17 protein-coding genes are annotated in these 19,498 nt (G+C 70.8%); 11 read left to right on the forward strand and 6 right to left on the reverse strand.

The window, feature by feature from the left end:
* The first annotated feature begins 199 nt into the window (after nt 1–199).
* From GWK61_RS10220 to GWK61_RS10260, 9 genes are all read left to right on the forward strand, one after another.
* Nucleotides 200–1,441: an amidohydrolase gene (locus tag GWK61_RS10220; RefSeq protein WP_194907665.1), complete on the forward strand. Its 1,242-nt coding sequence runs from the start codon at nt 200–202 to the stop codon at nt 1,439–1,441.
* A gap of 470 nt (nt 1,442–1,911) precedes the next feature.
* On the forward strand, nt 1,912–3,066 hold the full coding sequence (locus GWK61_RS10225; RefSeq protein WP_194907667.1) for a BMP family lipoprotein: 1,155 nt from the start codon (nt 1,912–1,914) through the stop codon (nt 3,064–3,066).
* 31 nt (nt 3,067–3,097) lie between these two features.
* Complete coding sequence (locus GWK61_RS10230) at nt 3,098–4,918, forward strand: ABC transporter ATP-binding protein (protein ID WP_194907669.1); 1,821 nt, start codon at nt 3,098–3,100, stop codon at nt 4,916–4,918.
* The gene (locus tag GWK61_RS10235) at nt 4,911–6,164 is read left to right on the forward strand and encodes an ABC transporter permease (protein ID WP_194907671.1); all 1,254 of its coding nucleotides are present in this window, start codon (nt 4,911–4,913) and stop codon (nt 6,162–6,164) included. The genes GWK61_RS10230 and GWK61_RS10235 overlap by 8 nt, the downstream gene beginning before the upstream one ends.
* 64 nt (nt 6,165–6,228) lie before the next feature.
* On the forward strand, nt 6,229–7,533 hold the full coding sequence (locus tag GWK61_RS10240) for an ABC transporter permease (protein ID WP_194907672.1): 1,305 nt from the start codon (nt 6,229–6,231) through the stop codon (nt 7,531–7,533).
* Nucleotides 7,534–7,542: 9 nt separating this feature from the next.
* Nucleotides 7,543–7,968: a cytidine deaminase gene (locus tag GWK61_RS10245; RefSeq protein ID WP_194907675.1), complete on the forward strand. Its 426-nt coding sequence runs from the start codon at nt 7,543–7,545 to the stop codon at nt 7,966–7,968.
* Nucleotides 7,969–7,978: 10 nt separating this feature from the next.
* Nucleotides 7,979–9,268 carry a thymidine phosphorylase gene (locus GWK61_RS10250; RefSeq protein WP_194907677.1) on the forward strand — a complete coding sequence of 430 codons (1,290 nt, stop codon included), beginning with the start codon at nt 7,979–7,981 and terminating at the stop codon, nt 9,266–9,268.
* A gap of 9 nt (nt 9,269–9,277) precedes the next feature.
* Nucleotides 9,278–10,381, forward strand: a complete 1,104-nt coding sequence (locus GWK61_RS10255) for an adenosine deaminase (protein ID WP_194907679.1) — start codon at nt 9,278–9,280, stop codon at nt 10,379–10,381.
* Between the two features lie 171 nt (nt 10,382–10,552).
* The gene (locus GWK61_RS10260) at nt 10,553–11,266 is read left to right on the forward strand and encodes a hypothetical protein (protein ID WP_194907681.1); all 714 of its coding nucleotides are present in this window, start codon (nt 10,553–10,555) and stop codon (nt 11,264–11,266) included.
* A gap of 534 nt (nt 11,267–11,800) precedes the next feature.
* On the opposite strand, the gene GWK61_RS10265 is transcribed toward GWK61_RS10260, so the two are convergent.
* From GWK61_RS10265 to GWK61_RS10275, 3 genes are read right to left on the reverse strand one after another with little or no spacing between them, the layout of a single operon-like run.
* Nucleotides 11,801–12,412 (reverse strand): hypothetical protein, encoded by a 612-nt coding sequence (locus GWK61_RS10265; RefSeq protein WP_194907683.1) that lies wholly within the window; start codon nt 12,410–12,412, stop codon nt 11,801–11,803.
* Between the two features lie 41 nt (nt 12,413–12,453).
* Entirely contained in the window at nt 12,454–13,983 is a 1,530-nt protein-coding gene (locus GWK61_RS10270) for an ATP-binding protein (protein ID WP_194907685.1), read from the reverse strand.
* 36 nt (nt 13,984–14,019) lie between these two features.
* Entirely contained in the window at nt 14,020–14,697 is a 678-nt protein-coding gene (locus tag GWK61_RS10275) for a response regulator (RefSeq protein ID WP_194907687.1), read from the reverse strand.
* Between the two features lie 116 nt (nt 14,698–14,813).
* Between GWK61_RS10275 and GWK61_RS10280 the strand changes: the two genes are divergently transcribed.
* Nucleotides 14,814–15,353 (forward strand): SigE family RNA polymerase sigma factor, encoded by a 540-nt coding sequence (locus GWK61_RS10280; RefSeq protein WP_194907689.1) that lies wholly within the window; start codon nt 14,814–14,816, stop codon nt 15,351–15,353.
* A gap of 194 nt (nt 15,354–15,547) precedes the next feature.
* Complete coding sequence (locus tag GWK61_RS10285) at nt 15,548–16,369, forward strand: hypothetical protein (protein WP_194907690.1); 822 nt, start codon at nt 15,548–15,550, stop codon at nt 16,367–16,369.
* 188 nt (nt 16,370–16,557) lie between these two features.
* Here the strand turns inward: GWK61_RS10285 and GWK61_RS10290 are convergent, their stop codons facing one another.
* The 3 genes from GWK61_RS10290 to GWK61_RS10300 all read right to left on the reverse strand — a co-directional run bounded on the left by GWK61_RS10290 (nt 16,558) and on the right by GWK61_RS10300 (nt 19,466).
* The gene (locus GWK61_RS10290) at nt 16,558–16,881 is read right to left on the reverse strand and encodes a hypothetical protein (protein ID WP_194907692.1); all 324 of its coding nucleotides are present in this window, start codon (nt 16,879–16,881) and stop codon (nt 16,558–16,560) included.
* 85 nt (nt 16,882–16,966) lie between these two features.
* Complete coding sequence (locus GWK61_RS10295; protein ID WP_228562053.1) at nt 16,967–18,046, reverse strand: aldehyde dehydrogenase family protein; 1,080 nt, start codon at nt 18,044–18,046, stop codon at nt 16,967–16,969.
* Nucleotides 18,039–19,466: an aldehyde dehydrogenase family protein gene (locus GWK61_RS10300; protein WP_194907799.1), complete on the reverse strand. Its 1,428-nt coding sequence runs from the start codon at nt 19,464–19,466 to the stop codon at nt 18,039–18,041. Before GWK61_RS10300 ends, GWK61_RS10295 begins: the two co-directional genes overlap by 8 nt.
* Nucleotides 19,467–19,498 lie beyond the last annotated feature (32 nt).

The following is a 19,498-nucleotide window of genomic DNA, read 5'->3' on the forward strand; positions in this document are numbered from 1 at the left end:
GTTGGGGAGTCGGGCGGGCCTGCGGGTCTTCACAATCCGTCACCCTGACATGACCAGGTCGAGGAAACGCTGTCCTACCCATGTGGGCCATGGCGCAATCCTCCTATCGGGTCAGAAAGTCGCGATCTTCTTCACCCGATCAGCGCATCATTTGACCGAGTGGCCCCACAGTCCGGTGCCCGGGGCCTACCCTTGGGCAATGGACCAGGCTCACGAAGTGCCGGTCGCCAGCGACTCGGCTCCGGCATCGGATCAGTACACGCACGTCCTCGACGTCGCGGGGCACCTCGTGCCCGAGCTGGTCCTTTTCCGCCGAGACCTGCACGCCAACCCCGAGCTGAGCCGTGCCGAATTCCGTACCACCGCCGCTATCGCCGCGCGGCTGGAGCGGGCCGGGCTCGCCCCCCGGGTGCGCGGGGTGGGGACCGGGCTGGTCTGCGACATCGTGCCGGCAGGCAGCGAGAAGCTGCCGTTCCTGGCGTTCCGGGCCGACATCGACGCGCTGCCGATCGAGGAGGGCAACGAGCTCGACTTCCGCTCGCGGGTGCCCGGGGTGATGCACGCCTGCGGCCACGACGTGCACACCGCCGTGGTGCTCGGCGCCGGGCTGACCCTGGCCGAGCTGGCCCGCGAGGGCCGGCTGGCCCGGCCGGTGCGGCTGATCTTCCAGCCCGCCGAGGAGGTCATGCCCGGCGGGGCGCTGGACATGGTGGCCGACGGCGCGCTCTACGGGGTCAGCAAGATCCTGTCCGTGCACTGCGATCCGAAGCTGGACGCCGGCCAGGTGGGCCTGCGCACCGGGGCGCTGACCGCGGCCTGCGACCTGGTCTCGCTCACCCTGGACGGCCCCGGCGGCCACACCTCCCGGCCGCACCTGACCGCCGACCTGGTCTACGCGCTGGCCGCGATCGTGGCCGAGGTGCCGGCGGCGCTGTCCCGGCGCATCGACCCGCGGGCCGGCCTGTCGCTGGTCTGGGGCCAGATCGCGGCCGGCAGCGCGCCGAACGCGATCCCCGGCCACGGCTCGGCCCGGGGCACCATCCGCACCCTGGACCAGGACGCCTGGAACCAGGCCCCGGACGTGGTGCACGAGCTCATCGACGCGATCGCCGCGAAGTTCGGCGTCAAGCACACCCTGGACTACGTGCAGGGCGTGCCGCCGGTGGTGAACGAGGCCGAGTCGGTGGCGCTGCTGCGCACGGCGGCCACCCGGGCCCTGGGGGCCGAGGCGGTCCGCAGCACCCCGCAGTCGCTCGGCGGCGAGGACTTCGCCTGGTACCTGCAGCGGGTGCCCGGCGCGATGGCCCGGCTGGGCGTGCGCACCCCCGGCGACAAGGCCGTGCGCGATCTGCACCAGGGGACGTTCCTGGCCGACGAGGGCGCGATCGCGGCCGGGGTCCGGATGCTCGCCACCGCCGCGCTGTGCGACTGGATCAGCTGACCGCCGGCCGCTGACCTCCGGCCGTTGACCGTTGACCGTTGACCGTTGACCGTTGACCGCTGACCGCTGACCGCCGGCCGTCGCCGGTTGCCAGTCGCCGGTCGCTCAGCGCCCGGTGCCGGCCGCGAAGACCCTCAAGCGAACACCGCACGACGCGGACTTAACGGGACCTCAACGCCCAAGTGGCCTGAAAACACCCCGCCGACACCGCGACGGCCGGTCGGCGACCACTCCTTTGCGGTCAATGCCCTTTTCCCGACGCTTCGTCGGTCCTTGGTGCGTGCGCCCCGTAATCCCCCGGCGGCGTCGTGCGATCATGCCGAAAAAGATCGCACGTTCCGGGATCACAGGTGTATTGCGATGTGGCTCCGCAAGCGCTGAACTGACTGACCAATAGGTACGCCCTGCTTAGTCTGTCTACCGTCGTCCACATCGTGGCTGTGTTTTCGAAAACTTCTGGAGGGGGAGCCGTGCGCACCACCAACATGACCAGGATCGCCGCCACCGCCGCCGTGGTGGCCCTGGCCGCCGCGGGCTGCGGCTCGAAGTCGACCGCTTCGTCGGGCCCGACGGGCTCGTCGAGCTCGACCGGGACCTCGGCGTCGTCCGCGTCCACGTCGTCGTCCGGCGGCTCCGCCTCGAACGCCAACTTCCAGGCGTGCATGGTGACCGACACCGGCGGCATCGACGACCGCTCGTTCAACGCCTCGGCCTGGAAGGGCATGCAGGACGCGCAGTCCGACGGCAAGGCCAAGGTCAAGTACGTGCAGTCGGCCACCGAGAACGACTACGTCACGAACATCACCAGCCTCGAGGCGCAGAACTGCAACCTGATCGTCACCGTCGGCGGCCTGATGGCCGACGCGACCGACAGCCAGGCCGCGGCCAAGCCCGGGCAGAACTTCGCGATCGTCGACAACGGCGCGGCGGACAGCAAGACCAACAAGCCGGTGCCGAACGTGCACGGCATGGAGTTCAACACCGCGCAGGGCGGCTTCCTGGCCGGCTACCTGGCCGCCGCGTCCTCCAAGTCCGGTGTGGTGGCCACCTGGGGCGGTCTGAACATCCCGCCGGTGACCATCTACATGGACGGCTTCTGGGAAGGCGTCCAGTACTACAACACGGCCAAGAGCAAGAGCGTCAAGGTTCTGGGCTGGGACGAGACCAACCCCAGCAGCGGCACCTTCTCGAACTCCTTCACGGACACCAACAAGGGCAAGTCCATCACCGACGGCTTCATCAACCAGGGCGCCGACATCGTCTTCCCGGTCGCCGGCGGCGCCGGGCGCGGTGCGACCGCCTCGGCCAAGGGCGGCAAGGCGAAGGTCATCTGGGTCGACACCGACGGCTGCGTCTCGGACAACGAGGACTGCTCGGTGTTCCTGGCCTCGGTGACCAAGGGCATCGAGAACGCGGTGAAGAAGACCGTCGAGGACGCCGCGGCCGGCAACTTCAAGGGCGGCACCCAGGACATCCTGGACCTGTCCAGCGGCGGCACCGACCTGGTCTACGGCGCGACGCTGGGCTCCTCGATCCCGTCCGGCCTGCAGACCGAGATCACGAACCTGAAGTCGCAGATCACCAGTGGCGCGATCAAGATCAAGTCGCCGTCCCAGCCGAAGTAAGCAGAACCCTTTCGAGAAGCGATCAACATCGATGCGACTGGAACTCCGTGGCATCACCAAGACGTTCGGGTCGGTGGCGGCGAACTCCGCCATCGACCTGACCGTCGAACCCGGTGAGATCCACTGCCTGCTGGGCGAGAACGGGGCCGGAAAATCGACCCTGATGAACATCCTCTACGGTCTGCTGACGCCGGATTCCGGTCAGATCGTGGTGGATGGGGAGACGCGCGAGTTCACGTCGCCCGGTGACGCGATCGCCGCCGGGATCGGCATGGTGCACCAGCACTTCATGCTGGTCCCGGTGTTCACCGTCGCCGACAACCTGATGCTCGGCCACGAGGAGGCCCGCGGCGGCCCGCTCGGCTGGCTGGACCGCCGCCGGGCCAAGGCCGACGTCCTGGAGATCTCGGCGCGCTACGGCCTGCCGGTGGACCCCGACGCGCTGGTCGAGGACCTGCCGGTGGGCGTGCAGCAGCGGGTCGAGATCGTCAAGGCCCTGATGCGGGACGCCGAGGTGCTGATCCTCGACGAGCCCACCGCGGTGCTCACCCCGCAGGAGACCGAGGAGCTGTTCACGGTCATGCGCGGGCTGAAGGCGGCCGGCAAGTCCGTCGTCTTCATCACCCACAAGCTCAACGAGGTCCGGGCGATCGCCGACCGGATCACGGTGATCCGGCGCGGCGCGGTGGTCGGCAGCGCCGAGCCCACGGCCACGGCGCGCGAGCTGGCCTCGCTCATGGTCGGCCGCGACGTGCGGCTGGTCGTGGAGAAGGAGCCGCGCGAGGCCGGCGAGGTCGCGCTGAGCGTGAAGAACCTGAACGTGATGGACGACCGCGGCTTCCTGGCCGTCGACGACGTCTCCTTCGACCTGCACGCCGGGGAGGTGCTCGGCGTCGCCGGGGTCCAGGGCAACGGCCAGACCGAGCTCGTCGAGGCGATCACCGGCCTGCGGGCCGCGACCGGCTCCGCGGAGCTGTTCGGCCGGCAGCTGGTCGGCGCCTCGCCGCGCTCGGTGCTGCACCAGGGCCTCGGGCACGTCCCGGAGGACCGGCAGCACGACGGCCTGGTCCCGGACTTCTCCATCGCCGAGAACCTGGTGCTGGACCAGTACGACAGCAAGCCCTTCGGCGGCCTGTTCCGGCTGGACCTGGAGGCGATCGAGAAGAACGGCGCCGAGCGGCTGGCCGAGTTCGACATCCGGGCCGAGTCGGAGCGGACCCCGGCCGGCGAGCTGTCCGGCGGCAACCAGCAGAAGGTGGTCGTGGCCCGCGCGCTGCAGCGCGATCCCAGCCTGCTGATCGCCTCGCAGCCGACCCGCGGCGTCGACGTCGGCGCGATGGAGTTCATCCACAAGCGGATCGTCGAGCAGCGCGACGCCGGCAAGGCGGTGCTGATCGTCTCCACCGAGCTGGACGAGATCACCGCGCTGGCGGACCGGATCGCGGTGATGTACCGGGGCCGGATCGTCGGGATCGTGCCGCCGGACACCACGAACGAGGAGCTGGGCCTGCTGATGGCCGGCGGGTCGGCGGAGGAGGACGCCGCGGCGGCGGTCGACGCTGTTCCGGCGGCGCGGGGGCCGTTGGACGATGTGGCCGACGAGCCTGCTGCCGACGAGGCCGTGGCCGTGGAGCCTGCGACCGAGGAAGCGGCGACTGAGAACGCCGCGACCAAGAGCGCTGCGACCGAGGAAACCGAGCCGGTTGCCGCCGAGGTCGAAGCCGAGCTCGCCGAGGCTGCCGAGGCTGCCGAGGCCGAGCCGATCGAGCCCGCCGAGCAGACTGCGCCCGCGAAGACTGAGGCCGCGAAGACCGAGGCCGCCGAAGAGAGCAGTGAGACCGCCGATGAGTGACCGGCTGAAGCGCACACTCGCCGCCATCGGCTCGGCGAACAGCGTCACCGTGACCGTGCTGGCCTTCGTCCTGTCGGTGGTGCTCGGCGGGATCCTGATGATCCTGTCCGACCAGCACCTGCTGTCCGAGTGGGGCTACGTCTTCAGCAACAACTGGAGCGACGCGCCGACCGACTCCTGGCACAAGGTCGCCAGCGGCTACACCGCGATGTTCCACGGCGCGGTCTACGACCCGCACGCCAAGCAGGCGCTGCGGCCGATCGAGAACACGATCGTCGAGGCCACCCCGCTGGTCTTCGCCGGCCTCGCGGTCGCGCTGCCGTTCCGCGCCGGCCTGTTCAACATCGGGGGCCAGAGCCAGCTGATCGTCGGCGCGATCTTCGCCACCTGGGTCGGCTTCACGGTCTCGGCCCCGATGCCGCTGACCGTCCTGCTGGTGATCCTGGCCGGCATCGTCGGCGGCGCCCTCGTCGGCGGCGCGACTGGTCTGCTCAAGGCCCGGTTCGGCGCGCACGAGGTGATCAGCTCGATCATGCTGAACAACATCGCGCTCGGCGTGCTGGCCTGGGTGATCAAGACCAAGGCGTTCCACGACCCGAACCGCCAGGACGCGATCAGCAAGCCGGTCAAGAACTCCGCGCTGCTGCCCGCCGTGTCCGGCAGCAGCCCCGAGCTGAACCTCTCCACGGTGCTGGCGATCCTGGCCGTGCTGCTGGTCTGGTGGCTGATGACCCGCTCCACGCTCGGTTTCCGGCTGCGCGCCCTGGGCTCGAACCCGGACGCCGCGCGCACCGCCGGCATCGCGGTGTCGCGCAACCAGGTCTACGCGATGGTGCTGGCCGGCGGCCTGATGGGGCTGGTGGCCGTGACGCAGGTCAGCGGCACGCTGTCGGCCTCGCACGCGATGACCAACTCGCTGGACAACGGCTTCGGCTTCACCGGCATCACGGTGGCGTTGCTGGGCCGCGGCAAGCCGGTCGGCGTGGCGCTGGCGGCGCTGCTGTTCGGCGCGCTGACCGCGGGCGGCGTGGCCATGGAGGCCGCCACGACGCCGACGATCCCGCACGACGTGGGGACCGTGGTGCAGGCCGTGATCGTGGTCTTCGTCGCCGCTCCCATGCTGGTGAAGGAGATCTTCCGGCTGCGCGAGGTCCGACGCGAGGGCCCCGGCGCCGCCCCGTCGGCCCCGTCTGCCCCGTCGGTCGCGCCGGCCACGGCGGTCGACTCCGCGGCGGAGGCGGTGTGATGCGCGCTCTGTCGACGTACGTTCCCGAATCGGCCCAGGCGGCCTCGAAGGTGGAGGGCTCCTGATGGCCGTAGCGACGATCGCCCCGGCACCGGCCGTCGTGGCCGGCGGCACCGAGGCGGACGCCCGGCGGTACTCCGCCGGCGTCACGCAGATCCTGATGGGCCTGGTCACGCTGTTCGGCTTCGGCCTGGGCACCCGCACCGCGCACGGCGGCAGCACGACCTTCGGCCTGACCCTGGTCTCCAAGCAGGGCACGCACGTCCCGGACTGGGCGTTCCCGGCGCGGCCGGTGATCGTGGCGCTGGCCGTGGTCGTCATCGCGATCGGGGTGGCGCGGCTGGCGGTCCAGCTGCCGCGGCGCTGGCGGCTGATCGGGACCTCGGTGGTCCTGTTCTGCTTCACCTTCGCGTTCATGGCCTGGAGCGCCGCGGACCCCAAGGGCGGCGAGCGGCTGGTCATCCCGTCCGTGCTGGACTCGATGGTGATCGCGGCGGTGCCGCTGGTGCTCGGCGCGCTCGGCGGCGTCATCGGCGAGCGCTCCGGCGTGGTGAACGTGGCGATCGAGGGGCAGCTGCTGTTCGGCGGCTTCATGACCGCGCTGGTCGGCACGGCCGCGCACAGCCTGTGGATCGGCGTGCTCGCCGGGGTGCTGGCCGGGGCGCTGATGGGCCTGCTGCTCGCGGTGCTGGCCATCCGGTACCTGATCGAGCAGGTCGTGCTCGGCGTGGTGCTGAACCTGCTGGCGCTGGGCGTCACCGGGTTCCTGTTCAAGTCGCTGATGCAGACGAACCAGAACTCGTACAACAACCTGACGCCGTTCACCTCGGTCCGGATCCCGGGCCTGGCCTCGCTGTGGGTCGTCGGCCCGGTGCTGTTCGACCAGCCGCTGATCGTCTACATCACGGTGTTCCTGGTGGTGGCGGTGCACGTGGGCCTGTTCCACACCCGGTGGGGCCTGCGGACCCGGGCGGTCGGCGAGCACCCGGCCGCCGCCGACACCGTCGGTATCAAGGTGCTGCGTCTGCGCTACCGCAACGTGGCGCTCGGCGGCGCGCTGGCCGGGCTCGGCGGGGCGTGGCTGGTCGGCGACGTCGGCAACTTCACCGAGTCGATGACCAACGGCAAGGGCTTCATCGCGCTGGCCGCGGTGATCTTCGGGCGCTGGTCGCCGTTCGGGGCGCTGGCCGCGGCGGCGCTGTTCGGCTTCACCGACGCGCTGGCCAACCAGACCTCGTCGCTGCAGCTGCCGATCCCCTCGGACCTGCTGACCACGCTGCCGTATGTGGCGACGCTGTTCGCGGTGGCCGGTCTGATCGGCCGGGTGCGGGCTCCCGCGGCCGACGGCAAGCCGTACATCAAGGGCTAACCTGATCTGATGCAGACCGAGATCGACTGGGCCGCCCTGCGCACCGCGGCGCGAGAGGCGATGGCGCACGCGTACGTGCCGTACTCGAAGTTCCCGGTGGGCGCGGCGGCCCTGGTCGGCGACGGCCGGATCGTCAGCGGGTGCAACGTGGAGAACGCCTCGTACGGCCTGACGCTGTGCGCCGAGTGCGGGCTGGTGTCGGCGCTGCACGCCTCCGGCGGCGGCCGCCTGGTCGCCTTCGCCTGCGTCGACGGCGCGGGCGCGGCCCTGATGCCCTGCGGCCGCTGCCGGCAGCTGCTCTTCGAGTTCGGCGGCACTGATCTGTTGGTGGATCTGGGCCCTGACAGCGCTCCGACCACGATGGCGGAGCTCCTGCCCCGCGCTTTCGGCCCGGAGAATCTCGGCAATCTCGGCAATCTCGGCAATCACAGCTAGGGAACAGCTCATGGACGCCATCACCGTCATCCGGGCCAAGCGCGACCGCGCGGAGCTCACCGACGAGCAGATCGACTGGATCCTCGCGGCCTACACCGACGGCCGGGTGGCCGACGAGCAGATGTCCGCGCTGGCGATGGCGATCCTGCTCAACGGCATGAACCGGCGCGAGATCGCGCGCTGGACGCAGGCGATGATCTCCTCCGGCGAGCGCATGGACTTCTCCGCGCTCACCCGGCCGACCGTGGACAAGCACTCCACCGGCGGCGTCGGCGACAAGATCACGCTGCCGCTGGCCCCGCTGGTGGCGGCCTGCGGCGCGGCGGTCCCGCAGCTGTCCGGCCGGGGCCTGGGCCACACCGGCGGCACGCTGGACAAGCTGGAGTCGATCCCCGGCTGGCGGGCGTCCCTGTCGAACGCCGAGATGCTGGCGGTGCTGGCCGACGCCGGCGCGGTGGTCTGCGCGGCCGGCGACGGCCTGGCCCCGGCCGACCGCAAGCTGTACGCGCTGCGCGACGTCACCGGGACGGTCGAGTCGATCCCGCTGATCGCGTCCTCGATCATGTCCAAGAAGATCGCGGAGGGCACCAGCGCCCTGGTGCTGGACGTGAAGTGCGGCAGCGGCGCCTTCATGAAGGACTTCGCGAACGCCCGCGAACTCGCCGAGACGATGGTCGCGCTCGGCACCGACCACGGCGTGGCCACCACCGCGCTGATCACCGCGATGGACAACCCGCTGGGCCGCACCGCGGGCAACGCCCTGGAAGTGCGCGAGTCGGTCGAGGTGCTGTCCGGCGGCGGCCCTTCGGACGTCAGGGAACTGACACTGGCGCTGGCCCGCGAGATGCTCGCCGCGGCCGGCCTGGACGCCGTCGATCCGGCGGACAAGCTCGACGACGGCTCGGCTCTGGACTCCTGGAAGCGCATGATCCGCGCCCAGGGCGGCGACCCCGACGCCGACCTGCCGCTGGCGAAGGAGACCCACGTGGTCACCGCCGACACCGACGGCGTCCTGGTCGGCATGGACTCCTTCAAGGTCGGCGTGGCCGCCTGGCGCCTCGGCGCGGGCCGCGCCCGCAAGGAGGACGCCGTCCAAGCCGGCGCCGGCGTGCAGTGGCACGTGGTCCCCGGCGACACGGTGCGGGCGGGACAGCCGTTGTTCACGCTGCACACCGACACTCCGGAGACGTTCGACACCGCGCTGGAAAGCCTGGCCGGCGCTTGCGATTTCGCCGCTCCGGGGACGGAGTTCACGCGGTCGCCGCTTGTTTTGGACCGAGTCGCCGCTTCGAACCGGTAATGTCTGTCCATGGATGAAGAGCTGATTCGCAGGGCTCCGAAGGCCCTGCTCCACGACCACCTCGACGGTGGTCTGCGCCCGCAGACGGTCATCGAACTGGCCGAGCAGTACGGCTACACGGGCCTGCCGGAGTACGACGGCACCGCCGAGGGGCTCGGCCGGTGGTTCGCCGAGGCGGCTGATTCCGGGTCGCTGCCGCGGTATCTGGAGACGTTCGAGCACACGGTCGGGGTGATGCAGCACGCCGAGGCGCTGTTCCGGGTGGCTGCCGAGTGCGCTGAGGACCTGGCTGCCGATGGTGTGGTGTACGCCGAGTCGCGGTACGCGCCTGAGCAGCACCTCGAAGCGGGGCTCAGCCTTGACGAGGTCGTCGAGGCCGTGGACGCCGGGTTCCGGGAGGGGGAGCGGCGCGCCGCCGCGGCGGGGAACCGGATCCAGGTCGGAACGCTGTTGACCGCGATGCGGCACGCCGCGCGCTCCTCGGAGATCGCCGAGTTGGCGGTGCGGCATAGGGACCGGGGTGTGTCAGGGTTCGACATCGCCGGGGCCGAGGCCGGGTATCCGCCCACCCGGCACCTGGACGCCTTCGAGTACCTGCGCCGGGAGAACTTCCACTTCACGATCCACGCCGGGGAGGCCTTCGGGCTGCCGTCGATCTGGGAGGCGCTGCAGTGGTGCGGTGCGGATCGGCTGGGGCACGGCAACGCCATCATGGACGACATCCTGGTGGACGCCGACGGCAAGGTGACGCTGGGGCGCCTCGCGGCGTATGTGCGGGACAAGCGGATTCCACTGGAGATGTGCCCCACCTCGAACCTCCAGACCGGGGCCGCGCGCTCCTACGAATCGCACCCGATCGGGTTGCTTCGAGAACTGCACTTTCGGGTGACGGTGAACACCGACAACCGGCTGATGAGTTCGACCTCGATGACGCGTGAGTTCAGCGAACTGCACAAGGCTTTCGGCTACGAGCTGGAGGACATGCAGTGGTTTACGATAAACGCTCTGAAGTCCGCGTTTCTTCCCTTTGACCAGCGGTTGGAGCTGATCAACGGGTATGTGAAGCCAGCCTATGAGCAGCTGCGCGCGGAGGATTCCCCGCCTCCTGCCTAAGATCCGCGGACGGGTGAGGAAACCGGCTGAGGCGTTCTGTTATGAGGCCGGTGAACTCACCTTTTCGGCGGACGACGTGTTGGATCCACCCGACCGTTGTCTGTACCTTGCGTATTCGCCGCATCGCACACCGCGATGGCGGTCCCCTATGCAATCCGCGAGGTATCACCGATGTCGAAGGTCACCCCCAGCGCGCTCCGCGGTCTGAGCGTCGCCGCCGGCACCGTCGGCCTGGCCGCCGTCGGGGCGGCGGCCATGGCCGGCCAGGCCAGCGCCGCGTCCGGTGTGTCGGGGCTCGCCGGCGGCGGGCTGCCCGTGTCCACCAACGCCGTGCCCGCGGTCTTCGGGGCCGTGGCGCACAACCACGGCACCATCGCCGGGATCCCGCTGTCCGGCCTGCCGGTGCTGAGCGAGCTGCCGGGGATCGCGGACGACGCCTCGCCGGCCTCGGACGCGCTCCCGGGCCTGGGCTACGCGGACCTCGGTGAGCTCCCGGTGACCCGCAGTCGGGTGGCCGAGGCGCAGCGTGCGGCGTACGTCCCGCAGCACGCCGCGGTCCGCACTACGCACACGGTCCACGCCGACCCCGCGACCAGCGCTCCGGCTCCGGCCGCACCGGCCCAGGGCCCGGCTGCCGCGCCGGCCGCCGCCCCGATGCCGCAGGCGCCCGCCCAGGCCCCGACCCAGCTCCCGCCGGCCCAGGCCGCGGCGGCGAAGGCCGGCCCGCTGGACAACGTCACCAACGCCCTGCACGGCCTGCCGATCGCGGGCCAGCTCGCGGGCCCCGGCGGCAGCCTCCCGGTGGTCGGCGGGCTCACCGGCGGCGGCTCACCGCTGGGCGGGCTGACCGGCCTGGCCGGCGGGCTGTCGAACTTCGGCGGCTGAGGTTCAGGTCTCCCGATCCGCTCGGCGGGCATCCGTCGGCGGATGGCGGACAAGCGGAAAGCGATAGCGGATAGCGGATAGCGGATAGCTGTCGACGGACAGTCGAAAGCGGCGGGCGGTCGCCGGGGCGAATCAGAACCCTGGCGACACTCGGCCAGAGCGACCTCGACCGCGAACCCGCCTCCGACTCGGACCGCAAGCCCGGACCGCAACCGCGACCCGGACCGCGACCCCGAACCGCACCGCAACCGCGACCCACATCCCCGAAACCAGTCCGGCCGCCACGGGCGCGAACCCACCCGGGTCGCGACCAACCGGCCGCCGGCCCCGTACCACCGCCGCGGGAACCCCGCGCGGACAAAGCCTTCTCGACCCCGAACCCGGGCCGGCCGACAGTGAAGACCGTCGGCCCGGATGCCATCCGTGCGATCAGGGCACGGACCCAACCCGGCGGAACAGCCGGTTCAGATAGTTGATTCTTGGCCGGTGGCCGCTCCGTGAACGGGGCGGCCACCGAGCGTTTCCGCCGCCCGGTCAGCCCTGGCCGGTGCTCTTGTCGAGCACGCCGGCCGCCGTCGGTTTGGCCGCCGCGCCGCCCAGGTTGGGTGGCACGACCCCCTCCGGGCAGTCCTGCCAGAGGGTGTCAGCCCCGGTGCTCCGTTCGATGAGCCTGGTGGTCGCGCGGATCTGCGGGTTGGGATCGGGGTGCTGGATCCACCACTGGTCGAAGGTGCAGGTCAGCTGTTGCAGGGCCAGCGGGCCCAGCGGCGTCGGGCTGAACACGTAGTACTCGTGCGCCAGGTCCGCCGGCTTCAGGGTGATGCCCGGCGGTACGTAGGTCGTGTACTGGTCGGCCTGTTCGTCGGCGGACAGCGTGGCGAGTTCGTCCGGCAGGCTCATGGGGCCCGGTGCGTTCGGGACCGAGCGGCTGATCATCGTTCCCGGGCCCTTGTTGATGGTCGAGAACATGAACAGCGACACCGTGTAGGGGTACTGCGACGGTGAGGCCGTCTCCGGGCTGCTCGACGGGGACGCGCCGAACGGCTCGACCCGCGCCACGTTCACCCCGGTCGGCTGAACGCCGCAGCCGCCCACGGCCAGGACGGCGACGGCCGCGCCGGCGGCGATCGCCCACCGGCGCCCCATGCGCTCTGTGTGCCCCGTACGCTCTGCGCGCCCCGTGCGCCTCATGCCCGCACCTCCGGCGCCGGGATGGTCGCCTCCAGCGGCAGCCGCAGGGTGAAGACGGCACCGCCGCCCGGATGGTTCCCGCCGGTCAGCTCCCCGCCGTGGATGTGGGCGTTCTCGTAGGCGATCGACAGCCCCAGGCCGCTGCCCTCGGAGCGGCCGCGGGCCTTGTCCGCCTTGTAGAAGCGCTCGAAGATGTGCTCCAGGGCGTCCGGCGGGATACCCGGTCCGTGGTCGCGCACCTGCAGTACCAGGTTCGGCCCGAACGCGCCGATCGACAGCTCCACCGGACCCTCCCCGCCGTGCTTTATCGCGTTGCCGACCATGTTCGCGACGATCACGTCGATCCTGCGCTGGTCCACGGCCACGACCAGGCCCGGCGGCACGGTGAGGGTGACGCGCCCGGTCCAGCCGCGGGCGTCCAGGCAGCCGCTCACCAGCGCCACCAGGTCGACTTCCTCGCGGCGCAGCTGTGCGGTGCCGGCGTCGAATCGTGAGATCTCCATCAAGTCTTCGACGAGTCGGGCCAGCCGTCTTGTTTCAGTCACGATGAGCTGCGCGGCCGGCGCGCTCTCGTCGCCGACGTCGGTCGCCTCCTCGAGCATGTCGGTGACCGCGGTCATCGCGGTGAGCGGCGTGCGCAGCTCATGCGAGACGTCGGCGACGAAACGCCGTGAGGAGGCTTCCAGAGAGCGCAGTTCGGCGATCGAGCGCTCCAGGGCCTCGGCGGTCTCGTTGAAGGTCCGCGACACGTCCGCGACCTCGTCGTTGCCCCGCACCTCGACCCGGGTGTCCAGCTTCCCGGCCCCCAGCCGCCGCGCCGCGATGCCCAGGCGCCGCAAGGGGAGCAGCACGCCACGCGAGGCGAGCAGACCCAGCAGCAGCGCTATCGCTATCGCGACGGCCGCCGCGATCGCGGAGTTCTGCGCCAGCCGGTCCAGGTCCACCTGCTGGGGTTCCAGGCTGACGAAGCTGTAGACCTCGATCCCGTTCGGCTGGACCGAGCTGCCGATGATCAGGTACGGCACACCGCCCACGCGCACCCGCTGCCAGGCGATGCTCCTCTGCGCCGCGGCGCGCAGCTCCGGCGGGACCGAGTCGTAGCTGAGGTAGTTCTGGGTCGCGCCGTCGCCCATCCCGGTGCGGTGCAGCACCCAGTCGGAGCCGCTCGCGGCCTGGAGCTTGAAGCTCAGGTTGGTCAGCGAGGGCGGCGGGTTCGCCGTGGGCTTGGCGTCCTCCAGCTGCTGCTGGTTCGGGGTCACGGCCGCCCTGAACTGCTGGACCGAGGTCTGGTTCATGCGGTTCATCAACGACTGCCGTGTCAGCACATAGGAAACCCCGGTCACCGCCACCGACGTCAGAAGCGCCACCGCCGCGAAAGCCGCCAGCAGCCGCATCCGCAGGCCGGTCAGCCGCAGCGGGCGCTTGTGCCGCCGGCGCTCCCGGTCGGCGCGGCGCGGCAGCTCCTGGACCTTCGGGGCCTTGGCTGTCTTGGCCACCTTGCCGCCCTTCGGCTTCTCCCTAAGCACGGGGCACACTCATCTCAGCCGCACTCGTGTCCGCGCTCATCGCGGCGGGTCCAGCCGGTAGCCGACGCCGCGCACCGTCTTGATCAGCGTGGGTTCGGCGGGGACGTCCTCGACCTTCGCGCGCAGGCGCTGGACGCACGCGTCGACGAGGCGGGAGTCGCCGAGGTAGTCGTGCTCCCAGACCAGGCGCAGCAGTTGCTGGCGGGACAGGGCCTGGCCGGCGTGCCGGGACAGTTCCATCACCAGCTTCAGTTCCGTCGGGGTCAGCGGGATCGCGACGCCGCGCTTGCTCACCGTCATCGCCGAGCGGTCCACGGTCAGGTCGCCGTAGACGGCTATGTCGCTGGTCTCGCGTTCGCCGCGGCGCAGGACTGCGCGGATGCGGGCGTCCAGGACGCGGGGCTGGACCGGCTTCACGACGTAGTCGTCCGCGCCGGACTCCAGGCCGACGACCACGTCGATGTCGTCGCTGCGCGCGGTGAGCAGGATGATCGGGAGCTGCTCGGTGCGGCGGATCTGGCGGCAGACCTCGAACCCGTCCACGCCGGGCAGCATCACGTCCAGCACGATCAGATCGGGGCGCACGCTCTTGTACGTGGCCAGTGCCTCCTCGCCGCTGGCCGCGACCGCGACCTGGTGACCCTGGCGGGTCAGCGCGAGCTGGAGCGCCGTGCGGATCGCGGCGTCGTCTTCGACCAGGAGCAGGGACGGCATGGCTGACATTCTGCCTTGACCTGGGCCGCTCTCAGGAAGTCTTCAGGTGGGGGCTGTTGCACTCCTGTGACACGTCGGCGACGAAGCACGGAAGGGCGGCGGCGAGCCTTCTGGGTATGACGGACCATGCTCCCCACGTAAACGGCTCGCGCGAAGACTTCACGGAATACGTCGCCGCGCGCCGTTCGACGCTGCTGCGCGCGGCCTGCCAGCTCACCGCCAACCCCGCCGACGCCGAGGACCTGCTGCAGGAAGGCCTGGTCAAGGTGTACGGGGCGTGGCACCGCATCGCCGACAAGCGGGTGGCGCACGCCTACGTGCGGCGCACCATGTCCAACCACCAGATATCCCAGTGGCGCCGGCACCGCGTCGAGGAGTACCCGGCCTCCGACGAGCTGCCCGACTCCGCGGTGTGGGATCTGGACACGGAGCGTGTCGAGTTGCGCACGGTCCTGCATCGCGCGCTGGCCGCGCTCCCGCACCGCGACCGGCAGGTTCTGGCACTGCGTTATTACGGCTCGTACACGGACTCCGAGATCGCCGAGCGGCTCGGGATGTCGGTCGGCACGGTGAAGTCGACCTTGTGGCGGGCGTTGAGGAAACTGCGCGAGAACGGCGCCGTGCGAACTCTGCACGCCGACCTGGTGGCCGCCTGACGACTCCCTGACGACGCCCTGTCACGCCTTTGGGACCCGCAGTACCGCAGAGTCTTGTATTTCTTTGGTAAAGGCAAACCGTCGTCAATCCATAGATAACGCGATGACCTGAACGTTTCGTGTTCCCGCGCCACGGGTTGTGTGGAAGGCTGTTCGGCGAAGACTGACCGACTCACAGTTAGGGGCTAGAGGTCATGCCTCCGATAGCTCAGCGCCTTCGCGAACCGGCGGCCTTTGTGCTGCTCGCTTTCGGCGCGCTAAGCACGCTGTTCCACACCATCACGTTCCTGTTCGGACCGGGCGAGGGCGGTAGCGGTCTCGGCGGCGGCGTGTCCTTCTCGGACCGGGCTGCCCTCGAGGTCATGGCGATCCTGAGTGTCGAGGTGACCGTCGCCCTGGTCGGCGCGGTGTGGCTGGCCCACGCGCAGAGCCAGCTGAAGAACGCCAAGCTCATCACTCTGGTCGCGCTGATCGCCTTCGGCGTGATGGACCTGTTCGGCGTGGTCGCGCTGTTCTCCTCCTTCGGCGCCAACCAGGCCGGCGCCTTCGACGCCAACGGCGCCCTGTTCGGCACCGGTTGGGGCAAGACCCAGATGTTCTTCGTCTCGGCGGGCGAGCTGGCCGTCGCCGGTATCGGCTCCTGGCTGGTGTTCAGCTGGTTCCAGCAGCACCAGCCGGCCAAGCCGGCCCAGCCGGTCGGTGGCTTCCAGCAGCCGCAGCAGCAGTGGGGTCCCGGCCCGCAGCCGCCCCAGCAGCAGTGGCAGCAGCAGCCGCCCCAGCAGCAGGCGCCGCAGGGTCAGCCGTGGGGTCCGCCCCCGCCCCACCAGCAGGCGCCGCAGCAGCCGGTTCCGCAGCAGCAGCCGCCGCAGCCCCAGTGGGGTCAGCCGCAGCCGCAGCACGACGCCGACGCGATGATGACGCAGGCCATCCCGACGGTGCCGCCGGCGCCGCAGGGCCAGCAGCAGCCGCCCCAGCAGGACGGCGGACTGCCGATCGGCAACTGGACCTCGGAGTGACGGCTGTGACGGCTGTGACGACGGGGTGACAGCACGGCCTCAGCGGGAGGTGAAAGGGCCGGCCTTCGGGCCGGCCCTTTCACGTGCCCGGGACTGTGCCGGGCAATCCGCCGGGCAATCTGCTGCGAAATGCGCCGGGAGGCGCCCCGGAATCTGTACCCGAACTGTGTCAGGACCCTGCTCGCGCCTCAGGGCAGCACGGTGCCCACGACCGGCACCTCGCGCAGCGGAAGCCCGTCCTTGAACGGCGCGGTGAGCGGGAACGTGGACAGGTCCATGCCGCTGACCGGCACCCGGAAGTTGTTCGACAGCAGGTCCAGCGGGGTGTGCGCGAGCGGGTACAGCGGCGTGGCGCCGAGCGCGGCGGTGGCCTGGTGGGTGCCGGCCTCAGCGCCGGTGATGTCGTCGTTCTGGGTGGCGGCGTGCGCGGCCGGAGCCGCGGCCAGGCCGAGGCCGGACAGCGCGGCGAGGCCGAGGACGCGCCGGGCGGCGGAGTGGGGGTTCTTGGACATGTCTGCTCCAACGACACTGGGTGCCCCGCCGTTACGACGGGACACCCAGCGGTGTCTTAGCGTGACAGTCTGAACGTGACAGTCTTCAGATTCCGATCGGGTGCCAGACCGTCTTCGTCTCCAGGAACGGCTTGATCCGCGCCAGCCCCGGGTCCGCGCTCCAGTCGTAGCCGGCCTTCGGCCGCACGACCCGCTTCAGGTTCTCCGCGGCCGCGACCTCCAGATCCCGCGCCAGGTCCGAACCGGCCGGCACGCCGGCCAGGTCCAGCGCGTTCACGTCCAGGTGCGAGGCCAGCCACGGCGCCAGCTCGGCCGTGCCGCCGGTCAGGATGTTGACGACGCCGCCGGGCAGGTCGGAGGTCGCCATCACTTCACCGAGCGTCACCGCGGGCACCGCCGAGGCGTCCGGCGCGACCACCACGACCGCGTTCCCGCCGACGATCGCCGGGGCGATCACGGAGGTCAGGCCGAGCAGCGTCGGCGCGGCCGGGGCCAGCAGCGCGACCACACCGGTCGGCTCCGGCGAGGAGACGTTCCAGTACGGTCCGGCGACCGGGTTGGCCGAGCCGAGCACCTGCGCGAGCTTGTCCGACCAGCCCGCGTACCAGACCCAGCGGTCGACCGCGGCGTCCACCTGCGCGTAGGCCGCGGCGGACGCGACGCCCTCGACGCCGGCGATCTGCTGCGCGAACTGGTCGCGCCGCTCCTCCAGCATCTCGGCGATCCGGTACAGGATCTGGCCGCGGTTGTAGGCGGTCGCCTTGGACCAGCCGGGCTGTGCCGCCCGCGCCGCGCGCACCGCGTCCCGCGCGTCCTTGCGCGACGCCTGCGCCGCGTTGGCGATGAACTCGCCGCTGCTCGCCGTCACGGCGTAGCTCCGTCCACTTTCCGACCGCGGGAAGGCGCCGCCGATGTAGAGCTTGTAGGTCTTGCGCACCGAGGAGCGCGGCGCCGCCGGAGACACGGCCTGCGGCACGATCTCCTCGGACACGATCTCCGGCACGGCCTCCGGCGCGATCTCCGGTGCGATCTCCTCAGAGACGGCGGCCTTCGCGCCTGCGGCTTTGACCGTCGTCTGGGCTTCTGTGGACTTCATCGCCTTGACGGTCGTCGCGGCCTTCGCGGGCTTGGCCGCCTTCGCGGCCTTCTTCTTGGTCTCAGACATCGAGGTAAGCCTCCAGACCGTGGCGCCCGCCCTCGCGGCCGTACCCGGACTCCTTGTACCCGCCGAAGGGCGAGGTGGGGTCGAAGCGGTTGAACGTGTTCGCCCACACCACGCCGGCGCGCATCCGCTGCGCCAGCCACAGGATCCGCGAACCCTTGTCGGTCCACACGCCCGCGGACAGGCCGTAGGCGGTGTTGTTGGCCTTCTCCACGGCCTCGGCCGGGGTCCGGAACGTCAGCACGGACAGCACCGGCCCGAAGATCTCCTCGCGGGCGATCCGGTGCGCCTGCGAGACGCCGGTGAAGATGGTCGGGGCGAAGAAGAACCCGCGCTCGGGCAGCTCGCACGGCGGCGACCAGCGGGTCGCGCCCTCGGCCTCGCCGGCCTCGGTCAGCGTCCGGATCCGGGCCAGCTGCTCGGCGGAGTTGATCGCGCCGATGTCGGTGTTCTTGTCCAGCGGGTCCCCGACGCGCAGCGTCTTCATCCGCTCGCGCAGCCGGTCCACGACCTCCTCGGCCACCGACTCCTGCACCAGCAGCCGCGACCCGGCGCAGCAGACGTGCCCCTGGTTGAAGAAGATCCCGTCGACGATGCCCTCGATGGCCTGCTCCAGCGGCGCGTCGTCGAAGACCAGGTTCGCCGCCTTGCCGCCGAGCTCCAGCGTCACCTTCTTGGAGGTCCCGGCGACCTGCTTGGCGATCATCCGGCCGACGTCGGTGGACCCGGTGAACGCCACTTTGTCGACCCCGGGGTGCGCGACCACGGCCGCGCCGGTGGCCCCGGCGCCGGTCAGGATGTTCACCACGCCGGGGGGCAGGTCGGCCTGCTGGCAGATCTCGGCGAACAGCAGCGCGGTCAGCGGCGTGGTCTCGGCCGGCTTGAGGACCACGGTGTTGCCGCAGGCCAGCGCCGGCGCCACCTTCCACGCCAGCATCAGCAGCGGGAAGTTCCACGGGATCACCTGGCCGGCCACGCCGAGCGGCTTCGGGTCCGGACCGAGGTTCGCGTAGCCGAGCTTGTCGGCCCACCCCGCGTAGTAGAAGAAGTGCGCGGCGGCCAGCGGGATGTCGACGTCGCGGGACTCCCGGATCGGCTTGCCGTTGTCCAGCGACTCCAGCACGGCCAGCTCGCGGGCCCGCTCCTGGATGATGCGCGCGATCCGGTAGATGTACTTGGCGCGCTCGGCGCCGGGCATCCGCGACCACACCTCGTCGTAGGCCTTGCGCGCGACCGCGACCGCGCGATCCACGTCCGCGGCATCGGCCATCGCGACCTCGGCCAGCACCTCCTCGGTGGCCGGGTTGACCGACTTGAAGGCGCCGCCGGAGCCCTCGACGAACTCGCCGCCGATGAACAGACCGTAGGACGGCTTCAGATCCACGACCGAGCGGGACTCGGGGGTCGGGGCGTATTCGAAGATGCCCGCGTTGCTTGTCTTCGCCATGACCTCTG

The organism is Catenulispora rubra, from assembly GCF_015356825.1.
Classification (GTDB): Bacteria; Actinomycetota; Actinomycetes; order Streptomycetales; family Catenulisporaceae; genus Catenulispora; species Catenulispora rubra.